The following is a 24,618-nucleotide window of genomic DNA, read 5'->3' as shown; positions in this document are numbered from 1 at the left end:
GTTCTAGTCGCTTGTGGACTTGGGTAACCCCATCACCCCGAACTCCCAAATTGTAGAGTACATGACCAGGACTATCGGGTAACATCCACTGACGTCGCAGTCGCTCTACCCAGCCGCCACCTTCTGGATCTCCAAATCCATAGATCAGACTATCTCCGAGGACAACGAACTTCAGGGGAGTTCTTTGAAGCTGATGGAATGACTCAAAGCTAGGAGCGGCAAGTGTTTGCATAGACAAGATTTATTTGGTCAGATAATTGTTAACAACTCGACACACTCTTGATAGCTTAGCAATGGTATGATTTTTTGTATATGTAAAAGGTACATCTACCACAGGAGTCAATCTAAGTACTCTGACCCCTAAGGTAGCCCATCAATGCGATCGCATCGGTGCTGCGATACTATTGAGAGATACCATGTACAGACCCCATTTACCAAAAATTTTGGGTTTAAAGCCCCGTCCTTCTAGGACGGCTTTTGATTGAAACAAGAAAAAACTTAATATTATACACGAAGTTTGTTGTATAATTAAGATAGGTACAGGCGGCAAAACCGTTGGCTCAGCCGGGAGAGAGACCCGTCACTGATTGACCATAAAGGAGTAATGCCTAGAGGGTAAGGAAAGTCCTCTTAAAAAACCTAATCGTCAATTAACAGTTGGCGTGTGAACCCAGAAAAATCACTATGCACGATAAGCAAGGTACGGTGGGGTTAGAAGTTACCGTAATCAGAGGGTCGCCTTTAAGGGTTACAGGCTATGCATAAAAGGGTTAAAACTTTTTTATTAAGGCTCCACTCTTCTAAGGTTTCGTCTCCGGCACACCGAAACCTGAGCAAAGGAAGAGAAACAGACTTTTTAAGGCACTTCCAATAAGTACTTAAACGCCTAAGAAGAACTGCCCTCTGGGTCTGTCGTGAATTGACTGGGAATTTGGTCTTGAACGGATTTGCGGGTTTTGTACTGTCCCATTTTTGGCAGAGTCAAAGATAGGAACTCGGCGGTTTAAGGCGGTTCGTTGATCTAGGAATCCCCGCTATGCGCAAGGCGGAGAGTGTCAAACATAAGTAGGCTGGGATAGTTTGGTAGAACTTCCCAGCCTTGGTTAGATATATAGTTTCGGTATAGTTAGTAGATGAGGTATAGATAGTACAAATTCACTGTTCTTTCTTATTATTGTCATACATAGCAAGCAATGTAAGTAGCAATCACGCAACTTCACAAATTCTTTCACTTTTTGATGGTATATTATTAACCTCAAGAAAAGTTTTATGACTTGTATCAGGGGTAACCCCTAGTTTAGGAGTGAAGTATGCTAGGGTAGAGGGGGCGATACTGATTTTAACCAGAAATAGCAAAACCTGATAAACCTTATGCTGCACAAAAGCTATAACTTTGATTCAATGGACATTCTGCAACGGACGGAGCAGCTAGTAAGTGCAGCTTCTAATCGTTATCGGATCACTGTACAAGTGGCCAGCCGTGCCAAGCGCCGTCGCTTCGAAGATTTTGAAAGTCTAGATGAGCCATCCATGAAGCCAGTGCTGCGAGCAATTGTTGAGATGTCTGATGAATTGACCCAGCCAGAGATTATTGCGGACTAAGCTATAGTGCTGAGTGAGTCAGGGGGTAAGGGCGTCAGGGGCAAGAGTAGTTCATTCCCTAGTTTCATCTTAAGGTTGTGTCGGAATGTTCCATAGCCGTATCGAAGCAATGTACAAGACTAATGGAATTAAACTAGCGCTAGGTTTAGCTCTTACCACTTTGACGAGTGGTTTACTATTGCTGTGGGAATCCCACGACCAAGGGTCCGGTGTCTTCCAGCTCCTAGGAGCACAGCCTGCTGTCGCCCAGTTTTTTATTCCCCCTGAGCTTAGCAAGGTAGTATATCAGCGTTTACCGGATTTACCACAAGAGAACCAATACATTAGTAAAGAAAGCGGTGAAGTAGCTGCCAATAATACCCTGGTTAACCGCTTAATTCGGTATCACGTCTATGGTAAAAAACGGTTGCCCAATTACCGTTTTGATTGGAAATTGACCATGGCTGACTATCTAGGTGCGTACGATTACCTAGTCGCATCCCAGTATCCCAGTGGGGATACCTTAACCGAAAATCCCATGGAAGGGGATATTGCAGCGATAGAACAATTAACTCGTGCCGAACGGGATGCATTAGTAAGCGTTTTAGTCAACATATTCAATCCCAATCGCAGTGAAACTGTGGCACCAGAGTCGAGCACACAACCATCACCTGCCACACCATCACCTGCTACAACCTCCAATCCTACATCACCTGCCACAACCTCTAATCCTAGAAGAGGAGTATCTTTACCTCAACCAGGAGATGCTCAGTTACTCAAACCTAATTGACTTGTTGGTGAATTGGGCAGAATCAGGTTTATGGAACGTCTGGTTAAACATGGAGAAGGCTGGCGTATTGGTTGGGATCCTGAGGCTCCTAACTATAAAGGTTTAGTGGGTGGTGAGGACTGGGCATTTGAGCTAACGGAGTCGGAGTTGAATGACTTTTGTCGCTTGTTGCTGCAATTAGCTCAGACTATGAGTGAGATGGCAAGTGAGTTGATGGATGAAGAGAAAATCACTTGCGAAGCAGAAAGCGATTGGCTATGGATGGAGGTAGAGGGCTATCCTTCCGCTTATACGCTACGGTTGATTTTGAATCAGGGACGCTGTTGTGAGGGGAGCTGGGTGGCAACAGCGGTTCCAGGGTTGCTAGCAGCAGCTAAGTCTGTGAAAGTATTTTAGTTTGGTTGTTCAAATCTCGAATAGTGTGGTATAGTAAATAAGGTTTTCCGGGGCGTAGCGCAGCTTGGTAGCGCACCACTTTGGGGTAGTGGGGGTCGTGGGTTCAAATCCCGCCGCTCCGATTCATTGGCTATATATAGTCAAGGTATAGAGAATGGTATGGGGCTTCGTTCAGAATTGAGGCGGAGCCTATAGACAGACATAGCCTGTTCTCTAGCCTGTTCTTGTGGAAAAAATTATTTATCTTGAAATAGTTTACCAATGTGGTAAACTATTAGTGTGAGTATAGGTATTAATGTCAGTTTCGCATATCCAAAACTGAAAAAGCTATGTGAGCAATCATCAGCTCAAAAGCAATTAGGAGCAAAAGCAGCACAAAAGCTCAAAAGGCGATGATCAGATTTATTCGCAGCCAAAGCGGTCACGGAGTTAGTGGCAGCAAGACCTCATGCCGTGCAGTCCCATAAATTAGGCAAAAGCTTTTATCAGAAATTTTCTAATTTTAAACACCTATTTGCTCTCGACCTACATAAACGAGTTCGTTTAGTATTCCAAGCTGATGTTGAACCGTTGCCCTTGAAGGCAGATGAAAGCTTGGATTGGTCAAAAGTTAATCAGCTTTGTATTCTATTTGTGGAAGATTATAATGACTAATTCTAACTATACCTTTGAACCGGATTGGGTCTCTCCTCCAGGAGAGACAATTGCTGATTTGCTGGAAGAACGAGATTGGACGCAAGCAGCTTTGGCAGACCGTTTGGGCTATACTCCTAAACACCTTAGTCAGCTTGTTAATGGTAAAGCACCTATTACGAAAGATACCGCAGTGAAGCTGTCACGGGTATTAGGAAGTACAGAGGGGTTTTGGCTCGAACGAGAAGCTCAATATCGTGCTGCTTTAGCAAAAATCGCAGAAGCTGAACGTCTTGAAAGCTGGGTAGATTGGCTCGACGAATTTCCTGTAAAGGAATTGCAGAAAGCAGGACAAATTAGTGACTGTCGTTTGGATTCAAGAAATAAGCCTCGTGTTGTGCAAGAGCTGCTTCAGCTGTTTGGAGTGGCTTCTCCTGATCAATGGCGAGCTTGTTATGGTAACCTAGCGGTGTCTTTTCGACGTTCTCGTACTGGACAGGATAATACCGGTGCCATCACAACTTGGATGCGCCTTGGTGAAATCAAAGTAGAGAAGTTAGATTGTCCCCAATTCAACCGCGCCAAGTTTGAGAAAGCGGTTCAGGAAATTAGAAAATTGACAGTACTACCACCAGAAGATTTTCTACCACGTCTTCAACAGCTTTGTTTTGAGGCTGGAGTGTTATGGGTGTTAGTGGAAAAAATCCCAGCTGCGGGGGTTAGTGGGTTAGCAAGGTGGTTAAATCCTCATCGACCTCTGATTCAGATGTCTCTTTATGGCAAAACTAATGACCGTTTCTGGTTTACTTTTTTCCATGAAGCTGCTCATATTATTTTGCATGATAAAGAAGAGAAAAATGCTATTTTTCTAGATGAGTGGAATCAGGGAGAAAAACTAGAGTCAGAGCAAGAGCGCGAGGCTAATGAACAGGCGCGAGACTGGTTGATTCCTGCTGAATATGAAGAAGAATTGTATTATATTCATTCTAAGGAAAAAGTAAAAGCTTTTTCAGATAAGTTAGGAATTCATCCTGGAATTGTTGTTGGTCGTTTGCAGCATGAAGAAAAAATACTCTATAATCAGATGAACGATTTAAAGCATAAATTAACTGCTGATTTAATTCAGCAGCTATACCAACCTAATAATCAGGGACCAAAGGATAGTGCTCAGACAGGATTAGATGCTGATAAAAATCAATATAATGAGTCAGATTATGAAAATTTGCTTCAGTATATTACTGACAATTTAGATAAAGAATGTAAACGATCTCTGGGAGAGTTTAGAGGGATTGCACCCAAATTGTTAGAAGGTCAAGATGCTCAAGAATGGGTCAATAACCAGCGTGATCAATGGGCAGAAAGGGAAAAAGTCTGGAGATAAACAGAGTGATATTAGATGAGGCATTAGAGGGAGTTAAGACTATTTTTCTTGATACTTCTCCAGTGATTTATTATCTAGAGAATCATGCTGTTTTTGCCGATGTAGTACAAGGGGTAATCAATAAGTTAGATGGGGGAGAGTTACAAGGAGTAATTTCTCCGGTGACGTTGGCTGAATGTTTGGTCAATCCTTTGAAGAATCGCGATCAGAAGTTACAGCAAGATTATGTTGATTTTCTCCTGCGTCATAAGTCAATTAGGATGGTACAAATTGAAACAAAAATTGGAATTTTAGCTGCACAGTTACGAGCAAAATATAGTTTAAAACTGCCTGATGGGTTTCAGGTTGCCACGGCGATAAGAAGCGGGTGTGAGGCTTTGTTGACGAATGACGACCAATTCCGGCGCGTTTTTGATTTACAGGTGTTAGTAGTTAAGGATTTTGTGACAGGGAATATTTTGTGATGGGTGAGGGGAGGTTAAAACGTGGGTGGCTTGTGTGGCGTTCGGTAGCCCTCAAGCTCCTGAAGTTCGGGAATATAAGGGCTATGGAGTTGTTTAATTTAATCGGAGTAGTGCGATGAAGCGTTTCGGCAAAGCCGACGCTACGCGAACGCAAAGCGTGGCCTACGGCCTCAGCTTCCGCGCTTATGCGATCGCACTCAGTTCTTCAAAAATTGGACAAGGGTTGGTATCTTTGGAGAAGCGATTAGCCCAAAGGGCTACGCTACGCGAACGCATTTTAAATTAATCTCCATAAAAGTCTTCATCTAATAGCTGTTCAATTGTAAAAGGACATTGATTGGGATAGTCTTCAGGGTTGGGCTTACGAATGCCAAAGCTGGCTTTTTTACCTTCTTTTATAGCTAACCTTCGAGCATCTTGATAAGCTTTAGCGATCGCGTAGCGTAGCCCTTTGGGCTAATCGCTTCTTCTAAATAACGTTTAAATGAAGGACTGTCTTGTAAATCTTTTTGGATACGAAACCGATGTTCTGTGACTGAACTATACCAACTTCCTTTCATGGACTCAGCAGCGTCAGTTTGAACCATTATTTTGAGTAAATGGGCAATCAAGATGGTTAAATTGCTAATGAAGGCTCGCTTTTCAGCCTTTCCCATGTCCTCTAACTCAAGCAGCAAATTATCCCAATCAATTGCCGATAAATTTCTGGCTTTTATTTGTTCAACGAGGATTTCTCGCCAACGGTTAAAATCTTGTTCATACATAGTTTTTTATCAGTTAAAATTAGGCTTTATACCAACAATAAATGAACCGATTTCAAAGTAGTATTATTATACCATTAAAGTTGTATTTTGGGTGAAACGATAGTTAAACCCAACACAGGATCATGTAAATCTCATCAAGATTTACCGTAAAGTACATCGCACTATCCTAATAGTTTGTCAGATGCGGCCTGTGTTCCTTTCCCTCTTCCCAATAAGCGCCGCCACATCACCTGTATAATTGAGTTAATCTCAGTAGTTTCCTCTTCTGACTTCCCTACTCCCTACTCCCTACTCCCTACTCCCTAGCAGGAAATTACCTTATCCAATTGATAACTGCGTAAGCATTCAGCCGTCAGCATTCAGCCGTCAGCCGTGAGCTAAAAGCTCACGCGTGCGCGTTCAGCTTACGTAACAAAGATTAAACGAATGCTTACTTGTTTTATTTAAAAGCTCAAAGCTCAAAGCTCTCAGCTTTGAGCTTTGAGCTGAATGCTTACGATAAAAAGCATACATACCAGGGTACAGAGCAATGTCTATTCCAGAAATTAGCCAGGAAATTATTCGTTCTTATACCAGTAGCCAATCTTGGCAAAGAGGAAAAGCTTATTATCACGATGGCCATGTTATAAGAGTAGTTCAACGGGGGAAATTAATTACAGCAGACGTTGAAGGTAGTGATATTCGCCCTTATCAAGAGGTGCGACCCGTGGCGAATTTAATAATTAGATGCGGAAAGCGCACCTATTAATATTGGTTTTGAGGAAGAGGAATTAGACACAGGTTATTGTAGTTCTAGGATTATGGAGGCTACTGCCAACATATTAACATTATTAGTATGCTTGCATAAACCAGAACTAGTTGAACAGCGTCCTAGTTTAGAGTAAATTTTAGATCGCCTTAATGAAGTTCAGACACAAAATTTAATTCACGAGTTAGTAGCTAATAACCCTCAATTAATGGATGATATTGAGTATTTTGCCGATCGGGTTGCGCCACTATATGTAATTACATCATCTCCAGAAACCCTCCCCCAACGGGAGATGGGGAGATGAGGGAGATGGGGGAGATGGGGGAGATTTTTATTAAGGGTATAGCAGTCGAAGTAAAGCTTAGGACATATTTCTTTTCCCAGCTGTTGGAGCTCCCAGCTGTTGAAGCTCCCAGCTGTTGAAGCTCCCAGCTGTTGAAGCTCCCTTTAAACCAAAATACTATGTCCTAAACTATATTTCAGTTGCTATAATTAGCCTCACATGATATAAGCACCTCAAGTAGAACCTCAAGTAGCGCATTAGCTGATACGCGACACGCTGATAGCTTACATTAACAATTACCTTTTGAATTTAGCAATGCCCAAAATAGCTTTCCTGCTACTGGGCTACTTGGCTAAGCTGACTTGCAACTCCAGGCAATTCCGACCATTGACCTGTAAGCGATACTCCACCCGATCCATTAGTCGATGGATAATTAGCCAGCCATAGCCGTTTTCCTGTAAATCACCTGGATTCGGTGGTTTATAAGAGGATGGGTCAAATCCTTGACCATAGTCCCAAATCTCCAGAGCAATATCCCGTTCTTTGAGTTCTAGGCGAATCAAGATCGGTAAATTCGGTTGATCGCGATGAGCATGACGAACTACGTTAGAGTAAGCTTCCACTAACACCAATCGCAAACGATTGGATAGACTAGGCCAATCAACACGATTTCCGAGTTCAACCTGCAAAATCCCCATAAACCAGTTTTCGACAATGCTCAAAAACTTGAGGTCACTCGGTATCTGTAGTTCTGTTTTCATCCACTACAATACCTCCAGAGATACTAGGGTTTGGTCGTCTTCCTGAATCGGGTTGGTACGCTCTCGAATCCGAGCTAATAAATGACTCAGGTCAAAGGGAGCAGGCTCCTGAAGCAGAAGCTCCCAAAGACCGGATGACTCAAGCCTAGAACTGGTGCTGGTTGACCCATCGGATGAAGAACCTGTCACTGGATTCACTGGATTCAGGGTTGCTTCCGTAATTCCATCACTTGTTAGTAGCAGGATGCTACCTGAATTTAATCTTAAATGTCCTGATTCCGCCTGCCAAATTGGCAAAATTCCTAAGGGAATACCCCTAGCCTGAAGGTAAGTCGGCTCTGGAGTTTTTGACTCTGAGTGTTGTTGGACTACTTGGTGATCAGACCAAACCATAGGATAGGTATGACCAGCATTAGCGTAAACCAACTGTTGCTTGTCAGGGGTATAACGAGCCAAGACCAGGGTAATAAAACAGTTGGTATGATAGAGGTCATCTGACATGATGTGGTTAAGATTTTGGATCACTGTTTTTGGGTCTGGTGATGTTTCTTGAGCAAGTTCCCGTCGTAACATCGACATGGCACTGGTCATAAGTAAGGCAGCAGGTACCCCTTTACCGGACACATCTCCCACTGCTAGCCATATATCTCCTTGGGGATGAACATAGACTTCAAAAAAATCCCCACCAATCTGTCGCGCTGGGGTGCAGTGAGCTTGCACTCTCACCTGTTCCATCTCTGGCCAACTCTGACGCAGCAAATTATTCTGAATCTGGCGAGCTACATCTAGTTCATCCCGCATCTGCTGAGCCTGTAACTGGGTGCGTTGGAGTAGTTTTGCCTGAGAAATCGCTAACGCTGCTTGTTTAGCAACGGCTTCTATCAGCTGGATATCTTCTTTATTCCAAGACCCTTCACTCCCTTGCTGGTAGAGACACAACACCCCTAAGATCTGTTGTTGGTCCGGTAGGGGAACGATCAAATGCACCGAATTCTGACCATCCCTTGTTTCTGGCCACGACTTAGTCTCGGGTTTATCTAATACCTGTTGTATCATCAAATCAGGATTAGGGATATGAGGTGTATTGCCATCCCCAGAAACCTTGTAGGTGAAACATTCTGGTGTGAGTTGGTTGAACTCTACCGGTCGCAGGATACAACCGGTAGCATCAAAGGCTTGACCCATGGTGGTCACTACCTTTTGCAGTAGACTACTATAATCTAGGGATTCTCGAATTGCCGTTGTCACCATATTGAACAATTCTTCCCGTCGTAAGGCCCGAGAAAGTTCCCTGGTTCTTTTTTTTAGCACTTGGTAAGTTTCCGCAGCTTGTCGCACCACTGCTTTTAGTTCCTCACCCTGCCAAGGCTTTGTGATGTACTTATAGACCTGACCTGAGTTAATTGCTGCCACCAAATCTTCTATATCTGTGTAGGCAGTCAACAGGATGCGAATTGTATCTGGAAAACGCTCTACTGTCCTGCTTAAGAATTCTGTTCCATTCATTCCCCCTAGGCGCTGATCTGAGATAATAATCGCCATCTCTCCTTCGGTGTCCAAAATATCTAAGGCGGTTATGGCATCATTAGCTCTGAAAACTTGAAATTTTCGGCGGAAGGTTCTGTAAAGTAGATCTAAGTTGTCAGACTCATCGTCTACTACCATCAATTTGAGTTTGTCTTGATTTCCCTGACTCATCACTAATTTTGCTTGGTAAGGGGAAAACCGAAAACTCCTGTGATTTTACCCACGGGCAGGAGGCTTTCCCCTTTGAGTTTAGCTTGGAGTTTCTGTATGTCCCTAGAGTCCACTGTTGGCGAAGTCGTCATTAAGCAAAACCTTGAACAGTTTCTCCTAGTGCTGTCGGTGTCTTTGAGTGTGGCAACCCTATCTAGGATTTTTTCCTGGTTCCGTAAAATTCCTTACACCCTATTACTGGTAATTGTCGGGTTAGGGTTGGCTTTTGTGGATGTCCGACTGGTTAACTTATCACCAGAACTGATTCTGGAAATTTTCCTACCCCCCCTACTCTTTGAAGCCGCTTGGAATATCCGCTGGCGGGACTTACGACGGGATTTGGTACCGGTGAGTCTATTTGCGATCGCTGGGGTAATTATTTCCGTAGTTGGCATTGCCTTTGCTATCAATCAGCTGACAGGACTACCCCTGACCATTGCTTTATTGGTTGGAGCTAGTCTTTCTGCAACTGACCCAGTTTCGGTTATTGCTCTATTTCGGGAATTGGGTGCGGATAAACGGCTGAAAACTCTGATGGAGGGGGAAAGCCTATTTAATGATGGGGTAGCAGTGGTTGCTTTTAGTTTATTAGTCGGACTACCCCTAGGACTAGAAGAATTTTCCATTGCCACTAGTGTTGCCCGTTTCTTAGGGTTTGTGGGGATTGGGATTGGCATCGGTTGCATCATTGGTTTTGGGATTTCCTACGCCACCCAACGCTTTGATTTACCCCTGGTGGAGCAATCCCTGACCTTGGTTTCTGCTTATGGCACTTATTTAATTGTGGAGGAACTAGGGGGATCCGGTGTGATTGGGGTAGTCACCGTTGGGGTGATCTTGGGCAATTTTGGCTCCCGGATTGGTATGAACCCCCGTACCCGGTTGATTGTGTCTGAGTTTTGGGACTTTTTAGCCTTTTTTGTGAACTCGATTGTCTTTCTACTGATTGGTGATCAAATAAAGATAGCTAGTTTAGGCCAAAATATCCACTTAATTGCGGTTACTATCTTGGCTGTACTACTGACGAGAGCGATCGCAATTTATGGTTTGGGCGCATTCAGCAATATCTTGGTCAACTCTCAAATTGGTTGGCGGGAACAAACTGTCCTATGGTGGGGTGGCTTGCGAGGTTCGGTTTCCATTGCTCTGGCCTTAAGTGTGCCAGTTGTGTTAGAAGGACGGCAAGATATTATCGAAACTGTGTTTGGCGTGGTACTGTTTACCCTGCTAGTCCAGGGGTTAACCACCCGATGGTTTCTCGAAAAGTTAAATTTAATTGGTGACCAACCCCTACGTCAGCAATATTCGGAAGTTCTTGCCCGTCGCATCGCCCTGAATCGGGTCAGAAATTATCTTGAGGAGGGCTTAAAGACCACAGAAATCGATTCCGACCTGTGGCGCTATCAAACCAAACTTATCGATACCCAACTGACAACGATTAACGATGAAATTGAGGAGTTACGGAGTAACAACCCTCAACTCCAAACCCTTGACCTTGAGCAACTTCAAGAAACCATGTTAGATATTGAAGCCGATACCTACGCCGAATTTATTCGTTCTGGACGGCTCAATGAAAACCTTTCGCCCATTATGCAGCAGGTACTTATTGAGGCAGATCAGAAAACCATTGATATTGAGGGTGTGAGCTAATTGTGGAATGATTAAAGGTAATTTAGAACAGTTTGGGGCGAGAGGGTCGCTAATTGGCAATTTAATTGAAGGCTTGCTGGCTCTAAGTACAGTAATTGTTTTTGTGTTTAGCACCTGGCCTGTGGTAATGGGAATTTAGCAACTTGTTAGTAAAGATGATCGAGCATATTGTTTTGTTCAAGTGGAAAGAAGACGCTTCACCGGATGCGATCGCATTGGCTATAAATGGAATCCTGGCCCTGAAAGACCAAATTCCTGGGATTGTAGAACTTTCCTGTGGAGAGAACTTTTCCCCCCTCAGGTCTCAGGGATTTCAGCATGCTTTGAGAGTGCAACTTCTCGATTGCGACGCTCTGAGTACCTATGCCGATCACCCAGTCCACCAGGCAGTAATCGAGAAGTATATCAAACCTATCCTAGGAGACATCATCGCAGTGGATTACGAAGTTTAGTAGCCTCAAGGATAGAGCACAGGAACTGAGGGGGTGACCGGGTGTGGGGTGACTCATAAGGGTAGGTTTTTTAGAAAGGGGCGAGTAGGTACTTTGATTACGTATAAATTCCTCAAAATATGTATCAAAATACACAATAGTTTCCGGGATAATTCTCCCCATTTCCCGCTTTTCCCGATTCCCGACTCCCGATTCCCGACTCCCGATTCCCGACTCCCGACCCAAATGTAAAAAACCTACCCCTGTGAGGTGTGGGGTGACCGGGTAGCTGTACACATAAATCCAGAAGCGATGCAGAGGTGCGACCCGTGGCGAATTTAATTCGCCTACGGAAAACGCACCATTACGGTCTTGAGGGAAATCCCCATGAGCAAGTGCATTAAGACAATGATTGCCTTAGTTCCAAAAAAAGTTTTCCCTACACCCTACACCCTAAACCCTAAACCCTACACCCTACACCCTACACCCATTAAGGCTAACAAGGTAGCTTGTCAACCCATCAGTTATTAGTCTTTGGGTGGTATGTCTCCTGCCTGCTGAGCTTTTTTAATCGCTCGTTTGAGAATTAGTACTGCCATTTGGGACAAGGAGCGCTCCTCGGCATCTGCCAATCGTTGAAGCGCTTCTTTGTCTTTTTCTTCCATATAGAGGGTTACGGTTACTTTAGCCATATGATTAACAATAATTTTTACTCTAGGTTTTTACCCAAATAAACATAAATTAACACAAATAAAAAGAAACTATATGTTATTCCATAAATTGTAATGGAAAGCTTTCTGCACACCCAATCGATAGGTAGCTTTCCCCCTAATATCAAGTCTGGTTGAATACCCATAATTAAGGGAGCCGGGCGCAGGGAGGGTGGGAAGTGTGGGAAGTGTGGGGAGATGGGGAGATGGGGAGATGGGGAGATGAGGGGTGATGGATGATCAGACGGGAAGCTTTGACAAGTGTTATACTTAGTGTTATAGTTAAAAAGATTGCTGGTGTAGCTCAGTTGGTAGAGCAGCTGATTTGTAATCAGCTGGTCGCGGGTTCGAATCCTGTCACCAGCTTATCAAAAATAGTTATGTGTGGCGTTTGTGATAGCTATGAGGTAAACAGATTTTTTTACCTATTCCCTCTTACCTGCTCCCTACTCCCTGCTCCCTGCTCCCTAAAACCCAGGACTCTGTACCTCACCCAAATCAGAATTGCTATAAAACAACTAGGAATTTCTAGTAACTTCGGGCGTTATCAGCACCCCTTAATTCTGTATTTCCAACTGTTCTAGGTCACCAGGGGTATTGCAGTTAAAAAATAGCCTAGTGTCACTGACTAGCAACTCCTGTACTGGATGCTGGGCCAACCAACGCTGAAATGACCGTCCCCCTTGATTGATAAACTCAGTGAGGCTCGGTAGACACTCGCGTCGGTAAAAACCGCACAGGGGTTCCCAGCCCTTGGGATTTCGTGGCAATAGTGCGTTCGCGTAGCGTGACCTTTGGTCAATCGCATTTTCCCGAGTCTGCTCCAACTGCTTGAGCCAACCTTGCACAACCTCTGCTTTTAATTGGGGTAAATCACAAGCCAGTAACAGTACCCAATCTGTTTCAACATGAGCTAATCCTTGAGCAAATCCTACCAAAGGACCATGAGGTGTGGTCTCTTCTGGTAACGGCACTTCCCGAACGACACGACAAGTCTCAGGTAAGATATCCACGTATCGTTCTGGCCAGGGAGTGACGATATAGACTTGACCAGAGACTTGACCAGAGACTTGAGCAATACAGCTGAGGGCAACATCACACACTCTGCGCAGTAAGGGGACACCCTCGACCGGAATCAAGGCTTTATCCCTACCCATACGAGAACTTTGCCCTCCTGCAAGGACAATCCCTGAGAGGGCTAAGTCGTAATTAGTATTTGGTATAGCACTGCCCATGGCTTGGTCAGGAACAGACAAGAATTCCAGAACGTAGACTGGGAGACTCCTCAAAGATTGCCCCTCGTCGCTTTAGGTCATCCTTGATATCCTTAGAAATTCCGAAGTTATCTCCAAACTGAGTACTGTCTACTCGACTACCAATTAGGTTGGCATTACTCAAGTTGGCACCACCTAGGTTAGCATGACTGAGGTCAGCACGACTGAGGTAACTACCCATCAAGTTGGCATTACTCAGGTTGGCATCACTGAGATCCGCACATCTGAGGTAGGCACGACTCAAATCAGCTCCGTTGAGCAGGGCACCGTTAAGATTGGCATCACTTAGGTCAGCACCCCTGAGGTCAGCACCCCTTAAGTCAGCACCCCTGAGGTCAGCACCCCTTAAGTTGGCATCCTTCAGGTCAATTCTAAGTGAATTGTCAGTTGGCTCTAGAGAAACACCCTTCATTAGTTCAAGGAATTCCATTTACTACTCGAAATACACTCTGAAATACAGTAATACAACTATGAAATGCTCAGCACCCTGATGCCATCAACGGCTTTGGTTTATCACTTAGATTTATTGCCGAGTTAAATTAACTCAAATTTTAATTAAAAACGAGCCTATCTTTTCAAAATTGCTAATTTTTACGACATCTTGCTGATTTTTTATACTATATGTTGTCAATTGAATTTTTAACTATTTAGTGATTAACTAGTTACACTATCTTTTCTAGCCCTATCTGGTTTCACCAATTACCATAATGTAAAGATTTAATTAATAAATTATTAAAATTAAGTATTTTGTGAAACCGCTAATATAGCAATCATAATCGATTTGTGAAAAATCCTGTGACTAAGACGGTAAATCTGTTATCTAATATACCTCTTGGCAAAGTATTTAGGTAAGCCGTCAGCTGTCAGCTGTTAGCTGTCAGCTTAAAACAAGCTATTCGGCTGACGAGTTCAACGGACTCAAAGCCAAAGACTATGAATTCCTCTCTTGGGCATTCGCGTAGCGTGGCCGTTCGCGTAGCGTGGCCAAAAGGCCAAAAGGCCAGGGAACTGAGATGTAAGCATATGTGCTACGCGCACGCTAGGCGAACAGCTTGGCACAGACTTCGACGCTGATAGCTGATAGCTGATAGCTGACGATAGGTTTTCACACTTCGTTACACAGTTAATGAAAAATTGATACAAAAATGGTATTTGATGACCATAATTAATTACAATTAATTCAGTAGCGGAAAATATTAGGTTTAAACCTATTTAACTCTGTTGCTTTCAACCCCGCAGGGTTGTTGCTTTGACGGTAATTGCCTGTCCGCTAAAGTAACAACCTTGTGGAATGCTGATAGTGCTCATCAATTAAAGGAGGAGAAGGATATGCGCGGTTGTTCCATGCTTCTAGCTCTTCTAGTGTTTGCTGGATTGTTGTATTTGATCGTCAATTCTGGTACCTTTGAACGGTTGCTGGACACCACAACACCCTCGGAACGGCAATTGGAATAAGCGATAGAGCTGGGCGTGGCGAGTGTGGGGAGATGGGGAGATGGGGAGATGGGGAGATGGGGAGATAGGGAGATAGGGAGATGGGGAGATGGGGAGCAAGAGTATAGTTTAATATTGGTATTAGCAATTCTTCCTCTACACCCATTGTTAGAGTTGTTAATTGGTAATAGGGATTTGATAATGGCGATGTAATTGTGGTGTTTCACAGGAGCAATAGTCTTTTCCTCAATTAGACCTCTTGCAAAAGTGTTTTTCTAATAGTGTTTGCGTCAATTCTTGTCCACTGTTCCCTGTTCCCTGTTCCCTGTTCCCGACTTCTGCAAGAAGTCTATTGATAGCAGTCGAAGTAAAGGTTAAGACACATAATTTTTCCCTATTCCTGATTCCCTACTTCCGACTCCCGACTCCCGACTCCCGACTCCGGACTCCGGACTCCGGACTCCCGACTCCCGACTTGATATCAATCAACCCCTGAAATCGCTGATCTGAGCGAATGCTGTCAAAATCTGAGTCAGTTTTTGCCATCTCTCGATATTCTTCAGGATTGAGAGTAATTGCCTGTTGCAAGTTATCAAGGGCTAAGTCTATATTTCCTTGTAAGGCATAAAAGCAGGCTTTGTTGTATCAAGCTTGGTGGTGATCGGGTTTAAGTTTCACAGCTTGGTCATAGGACTCAATCGCTGCTTCCTTTCTTCCTAATTTCGGTAGGGCAATCCCTCGGTTGTTCCAAGCTTGGTAAAAATCGGGTTTAATTTTCAAAGCTTTATCATAGGATTTAATCGCTGCTTCATTTTGTCCTAATTTCCATAAGGCAATCCCCCGGTTGTTCCAAGCTTGGTAAAAATCGGGTTTAATTTTCAAAGCTTTATCATAGGATTTAATCGCTGCTTCATTTCGTCCTAATGCCAATAAGGTAACCCCCCGGTTATACCAAGCTACGTGGTAATCGGGTTTAATTTTCAAAGCTTTATCATAGGACTCAATCGCTGCTTCATTTTGTCCTAATTTCTGTAGGTTAACTCCCCGGTTGTACCAAGCTAGGTGGTAATCGGGTTTAATTTTCAAAGCTTTATCAAAGGATTTAATGGCTGCTTTTTTTCGTCCTAAATCCGATAGAGCAATCCCCCGTTTATTCCAAGCTTTGTGGTAATCATGTTTAATTTTCACAGCTTTATCAAAGGATTTAATCGCTGCTTTATTTTGTCCTAATTTCTGTAAAGCATTCCCCCGGTTGTACCAAGCTTCGTGGTCATCATGTTTAATTTTTAAAGCTTGGTCATAGGATGCAATCGCTGCTTCGTTTTTTCCTAAATCCAATAGGGCAATCCCCCGGTTGTAGCAAGCTTTGTGGTGATCGGGTTTAATTTTGACAGCTTGGTCAAAGGAATCAATCCCTGCTTCCAAACGTCCTAATATCGATAGGGCAACCCCCCGGCTGTACCAAGCTTGGTGATCATCCGGTTTAATTTCCAAAGCTTTGTCAAAGTTAGCGATCGCGTCTTCATACTCTTGGGCAGCAACCAGTAGCATTCCTAGTTCAACTAGTAAATCGGCTTGCTCTTCAGGAGTGTGATGCTCTGCTTCCAGGCGTTCTTGAATAGCGATAATTTCTTTACTTCGTTCTTCAGGATTCAAAGACTGATGCTGACAGTCTTCTTGTTGACACTCCTCTGATTTGCTAGGAAAGTCAAACAAACCAGAACGCCAGTCAAAAAAGTCGGGAGCACGGTGGATAAAGTAATTCAGCACAAATGGCCGTAATAGAAATACAAAACAAATCTTAAAATCATCTCGAAACCGTTCTCTGTGTTGGTTGAGATGATTTAAAATATGAGGAACCCCTTTCCAACTATAGGAATAAATTGCTTCGCTATCCCATCCCTGCTGACGTTTCGTCTCTTCATACTTATAAAACGAATATTCTAGACCTTGGATGAATAAAAAATTGATCTGCTTGCGGTCGGGGATATCCTGAACAATGCCGTATAAATTATCAATCGGTTCCTCGAAGCGCAACATCTCTATTGTTTTCTGAGATAAATCCTGCTTAACCTGCTTAACCAACTTCTCTGCTTCTACGGGAGAACAACGGACAAATAATAATCCGAAACCTCTGCGCCTTCGGAGGGCACGGAGTAAGTCTTGGTATTGTTCTTCTGGACTCGCTGGCGGTAAATCCTCGTCCGCATCTATAAGGTTTAGCATTGGTTGTAAGGGAGTAGGGAGTAGGGAGTAGGGAGTAGGGAGTAGGGACTTCGGAGCAGGGACTTCGGAGCAGGGAGTAGTGGGAAGAGTGTGGGGAGATAGGGAGATAGGGAGATAGGTGCCCTTGTTGATTTTGGGTATGATTGTGCCAAATTTTGGGAGTGATAAAACTCTCAAAGTCCCCCAAAATTGGGGGATTTAGGGGGCTTTAACAAAACCAGATGATCGCGCATTCATTCCTTGATTCAGCAACGCCAGATACACAGATGCACTCACCTGCCTTTTGGCTACCTTACTGCTGTGAGTCTAGTTGAGCATAGGCGTCTTTAAATTCCCGAATCCCTTTAATCAGGGGATGAACATCGTACCAACACTGTCTTTCTCCTTCATCATCAAAGTATTGATACTCTAACAAACAGCGATTAAATAATAACTGACGATACTGGTCATTATTGTGTATCTGCTTGGAGCGGTAAACATCAGCTAAAACCGACCATTGTCCATCCTGAACCGTTCGGCGATAGGTATCTCGTGCATCAGTAATGGATCGTTGCACTGCTCTGAGGGAAATGGGTAAGGTTTCGGTGCGAGCAATGGCGGTTTGGATTAATAATAGCAAATTCCGCACATGACCTCCACTCATAAGACACAAGCGCTCTAAGGCTTCTGGACTTTCAAATATGTCAGTTTCTAGGGAGCGAGTGGGAGCAAATTGACCGACTCGCTTGCTAATCACTTCTTTAACTTTATTGAATCCAGGCTGATAGAGGTTACCCTCTTTAGTTCGTACCATAATCATCGGTAACACCTGGGCATCACCATAGATTTCTCGCAAATCATTAGCTCGCTTGGAGTACAGCATTGAAATCGGAACTGTGTAGATAATATGGCACTTTAATCCCGTTAATTGTTCACTACGGTCTAAAAAAATTTCTTCATGATTAGTTTGGTTACTCTCTTGGATAACTGGGACAATCCGGTCTAAATTATCCGCAATCACTGCTAATTTAGTACATCCAGCTGGTAAGTTCTGTTTGGCTTCTGTAATAAACTGATTCAAAGCCTTTAGGAGAGTAACCGTGTGGGGATTAATTTTCTGTCGAATCTGTTGACGCAAGGTTGGTACAGCTCTTAAATTAGCCGTTAGCTTGCCATACTGAGAAATTTTTGCTTCTACACTTAGTCCATCAAATGCTAATTCAGTCAAGGCCAAATCTTTCAACTCTTGCCAGCGGCTTTCCAGCCAGTTCAGCAACGGCTTGGGATTAGCACTGTCCTTGAGGTCTTCGAGCAAATGGCGAGTACAGGCGAGCAGAATATCGGTATATTGAGTATCTTCGGAGTCCACATCTTCTTCATCTGCGGCAAAATACACCACATAGAAGTTATTTTGTTCCAAATATTGCTTCAATCGGAACAATTCTGTAGATTTTCCTGCCCCCCGATGACCTCCATATAAATGATAGGTCTCTCGCTTAGAAAGCAACATCTCTTTCCCTAAATCTACTTGGATCTCTCCATCCCCCCGCACTTCCCGACAATCGACATAAACCGGGTCTCCTGCCGGTAACGGTTGGGAGGGATCAAAGGCATTGTAGAGGTTTTCCAGTAAATCAGTCATAGAGGGAAGGGAGTAGGGAATAGGGAATAGGGAGTAGGGAGTAGGGAGTAGGGAGTAGGGAGTAGTGATAAGATTTGACGCTTTCAGTACTGAAATTGATTGTTATCACGTCCGTTATTAAGTTTTTTTGTACTCGTGCCAGATCTTTAGTATCAGTAGTAGTTTAACTGGAGAGAGTTCAAAGATGGTGTAATCGGGTGACAACACTAGGTCGCTGGATCGCTTCTATCATACTGTTTGCCTCAATTCTTCTCCCCGATTCCCGATTCCCAATTCCCGATTCCCGATTCCCGATTCCCGATGCCCGATTCCCCACAACTGCCGCGAAGTCTAATCCCTAAACATCAGGAAATGAGACCAATCAAGCTGTATTAAGTTTTAGATTCACAAAAAGCTCACTATCATGAAACCAGTTAAATCAATGAATGAACTAGTAGAACGGGTATCTAAAGATCCAGAACTTGCGGAAGAAATCAAGAGAGACCCAGTGGAAACCATCCGTAGGCTTGGTCCACCTCTAGAAACAGACCGTTGGATTTACCGGATTGTGGTCAGTGCCTTGGGCGGTACCATGCTGGTAACTGTTACAGGTGCCATCGGACTGGCTGTGGCGGGTAAGGATGTTCCTGATATCCTGGTGGGGATTGGCACTGGTTCTTTGGGTTCCTTGGCTGGACTGTTAGCACCTGCCCCATCCCGAGACTAGAGGGCTGAGTGGATCACTCTTGAATGCTCAAGTCTCGTCGCTCTGCGAATCTGAGTTTTGCTGAACGAGCACGAGGGTTAAGCTGGATTTCTTCAGCTTGTGCTACAGTTGGCTTTTTGCTTAGCACTCGCAATAGTGAGCAATTCTTTGACAACTCCCGGAATTTGTGCTTAACAATCCGGTCTTCCAAGCTGTGAAAACTGATAATTCCAAGTCTTCCTCCTGGTTTCAGCCAATGGGGGGCAATGTCGAGGAAGGTTTCGAGGCTATCAAGTTCCTGGTTGACGACAATCCGTAGGGCTTGAAACACCCGAGTCGCTGGGTGAATTCTGCCATAGCGGTATTTCGGGGGAACACAAGATGCGATCGCATTGGCTAATTCAGTGGTTGTCTGAAACGGACGCTTCTCTACAATCCGCCGTGCCATCCGCCGGGATAACCGTTCTTCCCCATACTTATAAAAAACATCCGCTAGCCGTACCTCACCCCAATTATTAATAATATCCTTTGCCGTCAGAGACTGGCTCTGGTCCATCCGCATATCTAACTGAGCAGCATGGCGAAAACTAAAGCCTCGCTCTGCTAAATCTAGCTGAGCTGAACTGACGCCTAAATCCGCAATAATACCATCAAATATCCTATCATTAGCCTGATATTCTGCAAAATTTCCATGCCAGAAATTAACTCTTCCGCTATAACTGGCTAACCTGGTCTTGGCGGCTGCGATCGCATTAGCATCCCGGTCAATAGCTGTAACCTCCACATCCGGTGCTGCTGCTAAAATTAACTCAGTGTGTCCACCACCACCCACAGTGGCATCTAAGTAATGACCACCCGGACAGATCGCTAGTCCCTCAATTAATTCCTGACTCAATACGGACAAATGGAAAAAGGGTGTTGTATTTGCCTGTAATGGTTCATTTTCCATGTAATTCAAGCAATTCTAAGTAAGTCCTGAGGATATTAGACATCCTGCTGTTCATCAGACCAGATTCTCCGGGAACTCTATTACTGTAACCTATCAACTGTAACCTCTCTAGTTGTGAACAGTCACAAGTCTTACTCAGCACTATATGGAAAGGAGGTTTTATAGCACTACCCATTCAGATGTTTGACATTCCTAAACTCAGCAAACTTAGTCATAGGTTACTTCTGACTTCTGACTTCTGACTTCTGACTTCTGACTTCTGACTTCTGACTTCTGACTTCTGACTTCTGACTTCTGACTTCTGACTTCTGACTTCTGACTTCTGACTTCTGACTTCTGACTTCTGACTTGCGCGTAGCGCTATAGTAAAAACTATAGGCTTGATCATACTTATGAGCTATATTGAATCAATTTAAAATTGCTATAGTAGCTAATGACTCATTATAAAGGTACCCCTTTGGGTACTGTCAAGCCATGACAGAAGCATCAGACTAGATTTGTCAGTCAACCAGGAAATTTTCAGTCAACTCAGGAAAACCCGATGAATTCCAAAGAAGAAAAAGCTAAAGACCTTGAGCTTCGAGAACGAGAACTCCAGCAACGGGAGCGAGACCTTCGACTCCGGGAAATGGAAACGGAAATTTATCAACAGGAACCACAAGTGCATCAAACCCAGAAGCATGAAAAACCTGAAGGTAAACTAAAAAAGTGGGGCAGAAAGCTAGCTAGATTCGGTAAATTCTTAGCCGTTGTCATTGCCGTTGTTGTCACCATTAGAGTCGCTTATTGGCTTGCCCTAGTCATGATAGTTGGAGGAATTGCCTGGTTAGGGTACGAAATTTTCTGGAAAGATGACAATTGAATAACAAAACCAAAAGGCAATAAAGTTAAATGAATCAATTCCCAATCCTAAAATATTTAAACAGTAACTAATTCCAGAATATCATAAAATTTTATAATAAATACTTATAAAGTATATTCTAGGGAGTATAAATTAATTGTGATAATTTTTGTTCCCTGTTCCCTGTTCCCTACTCCCTACTCCCTACTCCCTACTCCCTACTCCCTACTCCCTGTTACCTGTTCCCTTTGAAACCATTAATTAGATAAGATAAAAATAAATATGAGTACTAAAATGGAAACCACAAATTTTATCCATGATCTCGATCGCGTTGCCAGAGTTCGTGCTGAAATCGCCAGTAATTTAAATCAAATCAATAAAACTCTTGAGCAATCGGAATCCGCAGGGGAGCATAATTCCGGTAAATTAGGCTTAGAGAGAGATATTGAAGATATCTATAAAGTCAGTAAAAATTTACAGCAGGGGCGATTCCGACTACTAGTGTTAGGGGATATGAAGCGGGGAAAAAGTACATTCCTCAATGCCTTAATTGGTGAGAACTTACTGCCCAGTGATGTCAATCCTTGTACAGCTTTGCTGACAGTTTTACGCTATGGTGCTCAAAAGAAAGTTACAGTGTACTTTAATGATGAGACACTACCCCAAGAAATTGATTTAGAAAGTTTTAAGCATCGCTATACCATCGACCCAGATCAAGCCAAGCGACTACAACAAGAGGAGAAGCTAGCGTTTCCCAATGTTAGTCATGCCGTGGTGCAATATCCCTTACCGTTGCTAGAAAAAGGGATTGAAATTGTAGATAGTCCAGGACTGAATGATACGGAAGCGCGCAATGAGTTATCCCTCAGTTACATTAATAATTGTCACGCTATCCTGTTTGTCCTCAAAGCAACTCAGCCCTGTACTCTAGAAGAACGTCGTTATATCGAAAATTATCTTAAAGGTCGGGGATTAACAGTTTTCTTTTTAATCAACGCTTGGGATGAGATTCGTAAGGGATTGATTGACCCAGAAGACTCCGAAGAACTGGCAGCAGCTGAGGAAAAAGTCCGTCAAGTCTTTCAAGCTAACCTGATGGATTATTTTCAGGTAGAAGCACAGGCTTATCAGAAACGAGTCTTTGAAATTTATTCATTGATGGCCTTGCGTCGGCGGGTTAAAAATTCCGAGGATTCTCTTGAAGGAACGGGATTTCCTGAATTGATGGCAGCACTTAATTCATTTTTAACCAAAGAACGTGCGATCGCAGAAATGCGCCAAGCTAAAATCCTAGCTCAGCAAGTCTATAACCATGTCCATGAAGCAATTGAACGGCGGATTCCATTGTTGGATCAGGATGTTAATCAGTTGAAACAGCAGATTAACGAAGTCGCACCGGAATTTGAGAAACTGACGGAAATTCGTGATCAATTTCAGGAAGAAATCCGAATTACCCGTAACCGTACAGCAAAAGCTGTCGCTAATTCCTTTCGGGACTATATTTTAAATTTAGGCAATACCTTTGAATCGGACTTTGTCCGCTATCAGCCAGATTTAGGCTTTCTGGATTTCCTGCAACAGGGGAAACGGGATGAGTTTAATGCAGCATTTAAGCGAGCCTTTGAACGGTACATTAACGAAAAGATATCGGCTTGGGAAGTCACCGCTGAGCGAGACATAAGTGAAGCGTTTTTAGAACTAGCTAGGAGTGCCGCTAATTATGGTGCCATCTATGGTAAGATAGCCGATAAAATGACTGAAAAGTTGATTGGGAAAAAAGTTTACGCCAATACCACTATGGATTCAGCAGACACTTCACCAGCCTGGGCCAGTTGGGCGATGGGATTTTTATCCTTGGCTTCAGGTAATGTTGCTGGTGTGTTTCTAGCTGGTGCTGGCTTTGATTGGAAAAATATTCTGGTCAATTGGTTAGCCGTGTGGGGAATTACTGCCTTTTTATTGATTTTTACAACAACACCATTTATAGGACCAATAGGTGTGGGTCTGATGGGTCTAGGGGTTGGTGCTTTCCAAGCGGATCAAGCTCGCAAACAATTAATTCAAGCTACTAAGAAAGAGTTGGTGAAATATTTGCCCCAGTTGGCTGAGGAGCAATGGCAATCAATTCATGATGCGGTCAACGAGTGTTTTGATGATTATGAACGGCAGGTGATTAAACGATTAAATGATGACATTAAATCCCGGAAGGCTGAGTTGGATAATTTGGTAGAGCAAAAAGAGTCTAATCAAGTGAATCGCGAGACTGAGTTAAAGCGTCTGAGAAGTTTGGATGCTGAGGTGTTGTCTAAGGTTCATGGTATTGAATCCGTTTATGGCTACTTGCTAGCAGCTCCAATGTAAGCATTGAAGGGATTAGGGAGTAGGGAGTAGGGAGTAGATCACCTTTATAATTAGGTATATAGATCCCCCCTAACCCCCCTTAAAAAAGGGGGGAATTAGATTAAAAAGTCCCCCTTTAGATTAAAAAGTCCCCCTTATTAAGGGGGATTTAGGGGGATCTAAATCAGGGATTAAAAAAAACTTACATGCTCCCCTAGGGAGTAGGGAGTATAAAGTGTTGAAACCATTAATTAGCTAAGATCAAACTATAGCATTTCTAAAAAACGAATGCTAATTGAGCATAACACCAAAAACTACTCGCATCTCTTGACTACTGTTCCCTGTTCCCTGTTCCCTGTTCCCTGTTCCCTGTTCCCTGTTCCCTTTTTGTATCACTCCTATCTTGACATCTCAAATAGAAATACTAGAACTATGAGTACTAAAATCGAAACCACAAATTTTCTCCATGATCTCGATCGAGTTGCCACGGTGCGTGGTGAAATAGCTAGTTATTTAAATCAAATCAGTAATATACTGGAACAATCGGAATCCGCAGGGGAGCAAAATTCTGGTAAATTAGGCTTGGATAGAGATATTGAAGATATCTCTAAAGCTAGTAAAAATTTACAGCAGGGGCGATTCCGACTACTAGTGTTAGGGGATATGAAGCGGGGAAAAAGTACATTTCTCAATGCTTTAATTGGTGAGAATTTACTGCCCAGTGATGTCAATCCTTGCACAGCTTTATTGACAGTTTTACGCTATGGTGATCAAAAGAAGGTGACAGTGTACTTTAATGATGATACACCACCAGAAGAAATTGATTTTAAATCCTTTAAGCATCGCTATACCATCGATCCAGCTGAAGCAAAGCGACTTGAACAACAGAAGAAGCTAGCGTTTCCGAATGTTAGTCATG

At 43.4% G+C, this 24,618-nt stretch carries 33 protein-coding genes, 2 tRNA genes and 1 pseudogene; 24 read left to right on the top strand and 12 right to left on the bottom strand.

Translation table 11 applies throughout. The features are described 5' to 3' along the window. A pseudogene (locus F6K51_RS27110) lies at nucleotides 1–232 on the bottom strand (G-D-S-L family lipolytic protein); the annotation flags it as partial. A gap of 1,142 nt (nucleotides 233–1,374) precedes the next feature. Here F6K51_RS27110 and F6K51_RS27105 point away from each other — a divergent pair. The 8 genes from F6K51_RS27105 to F6K51_RS27070 all read left to right on the top strand — a co-directional run bounded on the left by F6K51_RS27105 (nucleotide 1,375) and on the right by F6K51_RS27070 (nucleotide 5,531). Further along, nucleotides 1,375–1,602, top strand: coding sequence for a DNA-directed RNA polymerase subunit omega (locus tag F6K51_RS27105; protein WP_334220033.1), 228 nt, complete (start codon nucleotides 1,375–1,377; stop codon nucleotides 1,600–1,602). An 85-nt stretch (nucleotides 1,603–1,687) separates the two neighbouring features. Continuing rightward, complete coding sequence (locus F6K51_RS27100; protein WP_293025962.1) at nucleotides 1,688–2,371, top strand: hypothetical protein; 684 nt, start codon at nucleotides 1,688–1,690, stop codon at nucleotides 2,369–2,371. Nucleotides 2,372–2,401: 30 nt separating this feature from the next. Then, entirely contained in the window at nucleotides 2,402–2,767 is a 366-nt protein-coding gene (locus F6K51_RS27095; protein ID WP_293025960.1) for a DUF1818 family protein, read from the top strand. 48 nt (nucleotides 2,768–2,815) lie between these two features. After that, nucleotides 2,816–2,889 (top strand) — tRNA-Pro (locus F6K51_RS27090). 310 nt (nucleotides 2,890–3,199) lie between these two features. Next, nucleotides 3,200–3,421 carry a hypothetical protein gene (locus tag F6K51_RS27085; protein WP_293025958.1) on the top strand — a complete coding sequence of 74 codons (222 nt, stop codon included), beginning with the start codon at nucleotides 3,200–3,202 and terminating at the stop codon, nucleotides 3,419–3,421. Then, entirely contained in the window at nucleotides 3,414–4,781 is a 1,368-nt protein-coding gene (locus tag F6K51_RS27080; protein WP_293025956.1) for a HigA family addiction module antitoxin, read from the top strand. The genes F6K51_RS27085 and F6K51_RS27080 overlap by 8 nt, the downstream gene beginning before the upstream one ends. After that, nucleotides 4,751–5,245, top strand: a complete 495-nt coding sequence (locus F6K51_RS27075) for a PIN domain-containing protein (protein WP_293025955.1) — start codon at nucleotides 4,751–4,753, stop codon at nucleotides 5,243–5,245. The genes F6K51_RS27080 and F6K51_RS27075 overlap by 31 nt, the downstream gene beginning before the upstream one ends. Before the next feature lie 115 nt (nucleotides 5,246–5,360). Beyond that, entirely contained in the window at nucleotides 5,361–5,531 is a 171-nt protein-coding gene (locus tag F6K51_RS27070) for a hypothetical protein (RefSeq protein ID WP_293025953.1), read from the top strand. Here F6K51_RS27070 and F6K51_RS27065 read toward each other — a convergent pair. Both F6K51_RS27065 and F6K51_RS27060 read right to left on the bottom strand, forming a co-directional pair. Then, entirely contained in the window at nucleotides 5,528–5,644 is a 117-nt protein-coding gene (locus F6K51_RS27065; RefSeq protein WP_293025970.1) for a hypothetical protein, read from the bottom strand. The two genes, F6K51_RS27070 and F6K51_RS27065, sit on opposite strands and share 4 nt — an antisense overlap. 2 nt (nucleotides 5,645–5,646) lie before the next feature. Further along, a complete protein-coding gene (locus tag F6K51_RS27060; RefSeq protein ID WP_293025951.1) occupies nucleotides 5,647–6,009 on the bottom strand; it encodes a DUF29 domain-containing protein in 363 nt (120 codons plus the stop codon). A gap of 174 nt (nucleotides 6,010–6,183) precedes the next feature. Between F6K51_RS27060 and F6K51_RS27055 the strand changes: the two genes are divergently transcribed. From F6K51_RS27055 to F6K51_RS27045, 3 genes are all read left to right on the top strand, one after another. Continuing rightward, a complete protein-coding gene (locus F6K51_RS27055) occupies nucleotides 6,184–6,315 on the top strand; it encodes a hypothetical protein (RefSeq protein ID WP_293025949.1) in 132 nt (43 codons plus the stop codon). Nucleotides 6,316–6,538: 223 nt separating this feature from the next. Further along, nucleotides 6,539–6,757: a hypothetical protein gene (locus tag F6K51_RS27050; RefSeq protein ID WP_293025947.1), complete on the top strand. Its 219-nt coding sequence runs from the start codon at nucleotides 6,539–6,541 to the stop codon at nucleotides 6,755–6,757. Nucleotides 6,758–7,057: 300 nt separating this feature from the next. Continuing rightward, entirely contained in the window at nucleotides 7,058–7,180 is a 123-nt protein-coding gene (locus F6K51_RS27045; RefSeq protein WP_293025945.1) for a hypothetical protein, read from the top strand. 204 nt (nucleotides 7,181–7,384) lie between these two features. Here the strand turns inward: F6K51_RS27045 and F6K51_RS27040 are convergent, their stop codons facing one another. Together F6K51_RS27040 and F6K51_RS27035 are read right to left on the bottom strand one after the other, a co-directional pair. Further along, nucleotides 7,385–7,801 (bottom strand): anti-sigma regulatory factor, encoded by a 417-nt coding sequence (locus F6K51_RS27040; protein WP_293025943.1) that lies wholly within the window; start codon nucleotides 7,799–7,801, stop codon nucleotides 7,385–7,387. Between the two features lie 3 nt (nucleotides 7,802–7,804). Next, a complete protein-coding gene (locus F6K51_RS27035; RefSeq protein ID WP_293025968.1) occupies nucleotides 7,805–9,499 on the bottom strand; it encodes a SpoIIE family protein phosphatase in 1,695 nt (564 codons plus the stop codon). Between the two features lie 96 nt (nucleotides 9,500–9,595). Here F6K51_RS27035 and F6K51_RS27030 point away from each other — a divergent pair, with 96 nt between their 5' ends. The 4 genes from F6K51_RS27030 (at nucleotide 9,596) to F6K51_RS27015 (ending at nucleotide 12,150) form a co-directional block, all read left to right on the top strand. After that, nucleotides 9,596–11,188 carry a Na+/H+ antiporter gene (locus tag F6K51_RS27030; protein WP_293025941.1) on the top strand — a complete coding sequence of 531 codons (1,593 nt, stop codon included), beginning with the start codon at nucleotides 9,596–9,598 and terminating at the stop codon, nucleotides 11,186–11,188. Between the two features lie 155 nt (nucleotides 11,189–11,343). Beyond that, nucleotides 11,344–11,640: a Dabb family protein gene (locus F6K51_RS27025; RefSeq protein WP_293025939.1), complete on the top strand. Its 297-nt coding sequence runs from the start codon at nucleotides 11,344–11,346 to the stop codon at nucleotides 11,638–11,640. Between the two features lie 93 nt (nucleotides 11,641–11,733). Then, nucleotides 11,734–11,871: a hypothetical protein gene (locus F6K51_RS27020; protein WP_293025937.1), complete on the top strand. Its 138-nt coding sequence runs from the start codon at nucleotides 11,734–11,736 to the stop codon at nucleotides 11,869–11,871. A 135-nt stretch (nucleotides 11,872–12,006) separates the two neighbouring features. Next, a complete protein-coding gene (locus F6K51_RS27015; protein WP_293025935.1) occupies nucleotides 12,007–12,150 on the top strand; it encodes a hypothetical protein in 144 nt (47 codons plus the stop codon). Here F6K51_RS27015 and F6K51_RS27010 read toward each other — a convergent pair. Continuing rightward, nucleotides 12,147–12,311, bottom strand: coding sequence for a ribbon-helix-helix protein, CopG family (locus F6K51_RS27010; protein ID WP_083373549.1), 165 nt, complete (start codon nucleotides 12,309–12,311; stop codon nucleotides 12,147–12,149). The genes F6K51_RS27015 and F6K51_RS27010 overlap by 4 nt on opposite strands. 311 nt (nucleotides 12,312–12,622) lie before the next feature. Between F6K51_RS27010 and F6K51_RS27005 the strand changes: the two genes are divergently transcribed. Continuing rightward, nucleotides 12,623–12,695, top strand: a tRNA-Thr gene (locus F6K51_RS27005). Between the two features lie 191 nt (nucleotides 12,696–12,886). Here F6K51_RS27005 and F6K51_RS27000 read toward each other — a convergent pair. Both F6K51_RS27000 and F6K51_RS26995 read right to left on the bottom strand, forming a co-directional pair. Continuing rightward, the gene (locus tag F6K51_RS27000; RefSeq protein WP_293025966.1) at nucleotides 12,887–13,564 is read right to left on the bottom strand and encodes a molybdenum cofactor guanylyltransferase; all 678 of its coding nucleotides are present in this window, start codon (nucleotides 13,562–13,564) and stop codon (nucleotides 12,887–12,889) included. 7 nt (nucleotides 13,565–13,571) lie between these two features. Next, nucleotides 13,572–14,033: a pentapeptide repeat-containing protein gene (locus F6K51_RS26995; RefSeq protein ID WP_293025930.1), complete on the bottom strand. Its 462-nt coding sequence runs from the start codon at nucleotides 14,031–14,033 to the stop codon at nucleotides 13,572–13,574. A gap of 791 nt (nucleotides 14,034–14,824) precedes the next feature. Here F6K51_RS26995 and F6K51_RS26990 point away from each other — a divergent pair. From F6K51_RS26990 to F6K51_RS26980, 3 genes are read left to right on the top strand one after another with little or no spacing between them, the layout of a single operon-like run. Beyond that, on the top strand, nucleotides 14,825–15,058 hold the full coding sequence (locus F6K51_RS26990; RefSeq protein WP_293025928.1) for a hypothetical protein: 234 nt from the start codon (nucleotides 14,825–14,827) through the stop codon (nucleotides 15,056–15,058). A 24-nt stretch (nucleotides 15,059–15,082) separates the two neighbouring features. Beyond that, the gene (locus tag F6K51_RS26985; RefSeq protein ID WP_293025926.1) at nucleotides 15,083–15,250 is read left to right on the top strand and encodes a hypothetical protein; all 168 of its coding nucleotides are present in this window, start codon (nucleotides 15,083–15,085) and stop codon (nucleotides 15,248–15,250) included. 46 nt (nucleotides 15,251–15,296) lie between these two features. After that, complete coding sequence (locus F6K51_RS26980; protein WP_293025924.1) at nucleotides 15,297–15,533, top strand: hypothetical protein; 237 nt, start codon at nucleotides 15,297–15,299, stop codon at nucleotides 15,531–15,533. A gap of 149 nt (nucleotides 15,534–15,682) precedes the next feature. Here the strand turns inward: F6K51_RS26980 and F6K51_RS26975 are convergent, their stop codons facing one another. Together F6K51_RS26975 and F6K51_RS26970 are read right to left on the bottom strand one after the other, a co-directional pair. Beyond that, the gene (locus F6K51_RS26975; protein ID WP_293025922.1) at nucleotides 15,683–17,440 is read right to left on the bottom strand and encodes a tetratricopeptide repeat protein; all 1,758 of its coding nucleotides are present in this window, start codon (nucleotides 17,438–17,440) and stop codon (nucleotides 15,683–15,685) included. A gap of 115 nt (nucleotides 17,441–17,555) precedes the next feature. Continuing rightward, a complete protein-coding gene (locus F6K51_RS26970) occupies nucleotides 17,556–18,884 on the bottom strand; it encodes an AAA family ATPase (RefSeq protein WP_293025921.1) in 1,329 nt (442 codons plus the stop codon). A 197-nt stretch (nucleotides 18,885–19,081) separates the two neighbouring features. On the opposite strand from F6K51_RS26970, the gene F6K51_RS26965 reads away from it, so the two are divergent. After that, nucleotides 19,082–19,225: a hypothetical protein gene (locus F6K51_RS26965; RefSeq protein WP_293025920.1), complete on the top strand. Its 144-nt coding sequence runs from the start codon at nucleotides 19,082–19,084 to the stop codon at nucleotides 19,223–19,225. Nucleotides 19,226–19,287: 62 nt separating this feature from the next. Further along, nucleotides 19,288–19,590 carry a hypothetical protein gene (locus F6K51_RS26960; protein ID WP_070393038.1) on the top strand — a complete coding sequence of 101 codons (303 nt, stop codon included), beginning with the start codon at nucleotides 19,288–19,290 and terminating at the stop codon, nucleotides 19,588–19,590. A gap of 13 nt (nucleotides 19,591–19,603) precedes the next feature. Here F6K51_RS26960 and rsmH read toward each other — a convergent pair whose 3' ends face one another. Together rsmH and F6K51_RS26950 are read right to left on the bottom strand one after the other, a co-directional pair. Continuing rightward, nucleotides 19,604–20,518, bottom strand: coding sequence for a 16S rRNA (cytosine(1402)-N(4))-methyltransferase RsmH (gene rsmH / locus F6K51_RS26955; RefSeq protein ID WP_293025919.1), 915 nt, complete (start codon nucleotides 20,516–20,518; stop codon nucleotides 19,604–19,606). A 211-nt stretch (nucleotides 20,519–20,729) separates the two neighbouring features. Further along, on the bottom strand, nucleotides 20,730–20,906 hold the full coding sequence (locus F6K51_RS26950; protein ID WP_293025918.1) for a hypothetical protein: 177 nt from the start codon (nucleotides 20,904–20,906) through the stop codon (nucleotides 20,730–20,732). A 153-nt stretch (nucleotides 20,907–21,059) separates the two neighbouring features. On the opposite strand from F6K51_RS26950, the gene F6K51_RS26945 reads away from it, so the two are divergent. The 3 genes from F6K51_RS26945 to F6K51_RS26935 form a co-directional block, all read left to right on the top strand. Further along, nucleotides 21,060–21,380 (top strand): hypothetical protein, encoded by a 321-nt coding sequence (locus F6K51_RS26945; RefSeq protein ID WP_293025917.1) that lies wholly within the window; start codon nucleotides 21,060–21,062, stop codon nucleotides 21,378–21,380. A 273-nt stretch (nucleotides 21,381–21,653) separates the two neighbouring features. After that, entirely contained in the window at nucleotides 21,654–23,720 is a 2,067-nt protein-coding gene (locus F6K51_RS26940; protein ID WP_365940250.1) for a dynamin family protein, read from the top strand. 267 nt (nucleotides 23,721–23,987) lie between these two features. Then, the coding region (locus tag F6K51_RS26935) for a dynamin family protein (protein ID WP_365940248.1) at nucleotides 23,988–24,618 on the top strand (631 nt) is incomplete at its 3' end.

Source organism: Moorena sp. SIO3I8, from assembly GCF_010692325.1.
Taxonomy (GTDB): domain Bacteria; phylum Cyanobacteriota; class Cyanobacteriia; order Cyanobacteriales; family Coleofasciculaceae; genus Moorena.
The sequence above is the reverse complement of the archived record's forward strand: the minus strand, read 5'-3'. Positions and strand labels throughout refer to the sequence as shown.

Coding starts and splice junctions, on each gene's coding strand:
- F6K51_RS27100 (WP_293025962.1), top strand. CDS start 1,688: ATGTTCCATAGCCGTATCGAAGCAATGTACAAGACTAATGGAATTAAA.
- F6K51_RS27095 (WP_293025960.1), top strand. CDS start 2,402: ATGGAACGTCTGGTTAAACATGGAGAAGGCTGGCGTATTGGTTGGGAT.
- F6K51_RS27080 (WP_293025956.1), top strand. CDS start 3,414: ATGACTAATTCTAACTATACCTTTGAACCGGATTGGGTCTCTCCTCCA.
- F6K51_RS27075 (WP_293025955.1), top strand. CDS start 4,751: ATGGGCAGAAAGGGAAAAAGTCTGGAGATAAACAGAGTGATATTAGAT.
- F6K51_RS27070 (WP_293025953.1), top strand. CDS start 5,361: ATGAAGCGTTTCGGCAAAGCCGACGCTACGCGAACGCAAAGCGTGGCC.
- F6K51_RS27060 (WP_293025951.1), bottom strand. CDS start 6,009: ATGTATGAACAAGATTTTAACCGTTGGCGAGAAATCCTCGTTGAACAA.
- F6K51_RS27050 (WP_293025947.1), top strand. CDS start 6,539: ATGTCTATTCCAGAAATTAGCCAGGAAATTATTCGTTCTTATACCAGT.
- F6K51_RS27045 (WP_293025945.1), top strand. CDS start 7,058: ATGAGGGAGATGGGGGAGATGGGGGAGATTTTTATTAAGGGTATAGCA.
- F6K51_RS27040 (WP_293025943.1), bottom strand. CDS start 7,801: ATGAAAACAGAACTACAGATACCGAGTGACCTCAAGTTTTTGAGCATT.
- F6K51_RS27035 (WP_293025968.1), bottom strand. CDS start 9,499: ATGAGTCAGGGAAATCAAGACAAACTCAAATTGATGGTAGTAGACGAT.
- F6K51_RS27030 (WP_293025941.1), top strand. CDS start 9,596: ATGTCCCTAGAGTCCACTGTTGGCGAAGTCGTCATTAAGCAAAACCTT.
- F6K51_RS27025 (WP_293025939.1), top strand. CDS start 11,344: ATGATCGAGCATATTGTTTTGTTCAAGTGGAAAGAAGACGCTTCACCG.
- F6K51_RS27015 (WP_293025935.1), top strand. CDS start 12,007: ATGAGCAAGTGCATTAAGACAATGATTGCCTTAGTTCCAAAAAAAGTT.
- F6K51_RS27010 (WP_083373549.1), bottom strand. CDS start 12,311: ATGGCTAAAGTAACCGTAACCCTCTATATGGAAGAAAAAGACAAAGAA.
- F6K51_RS27000 (WP_293025966.1), bottom strand. CDS start 13,564: ATGGGCAGTGCTATACCAAATACTAATTACGACTTAGCCCTCTCAGGG.
- F6K51_RS26995 (WP_293025930.1), bottom strand. CDS start 14,033: ATGGAATTCCTTGAACTAATGAAGGGTGTTTCTCTAGAGCCAACTGAC.
- F6K51_RS26970 (WP_293025921.1), bottom strand. CDS start 18,884: ATGACTGATTTACTGGAAAACCTCTACAATGCCTTTGATCCCTCCCAA.
- F6K51_RS26960 (WP_070393038.1), top strand. CDS start 19,288: ATGAAACCAGTTAAATCAATGAATGAACTAGTAGAACGGGTATCTAAA.
- rsmH (WP_293025919.1), bottom strand. CDS start 20,518: ATGGAAAATGAACCATTACAGGCAAATACAACACCCTTTTTCCATTTG.
- F6K51_RS26950 (WP_293025918.1), bottom strand. CDS start 20,906: ATGATCAAGCCTATAGTTTTTACTATAGCGCTACGCGCAAGTCAGAAG.
- F6K51_RS26945 (WP_293025917.1), top strand. CDS start 21,060: ATGAATTCCAAAGAAGAAAAAGCTAAAGACCTTGAGCTTCGAGAACGA.
- F6K51_RS26940 (WP_365940250.1), top strand. CDS start 21,654: ATGGAAACCACAAATTTTATCCATGATCTCGATCGCGTTGCCAGAGTT.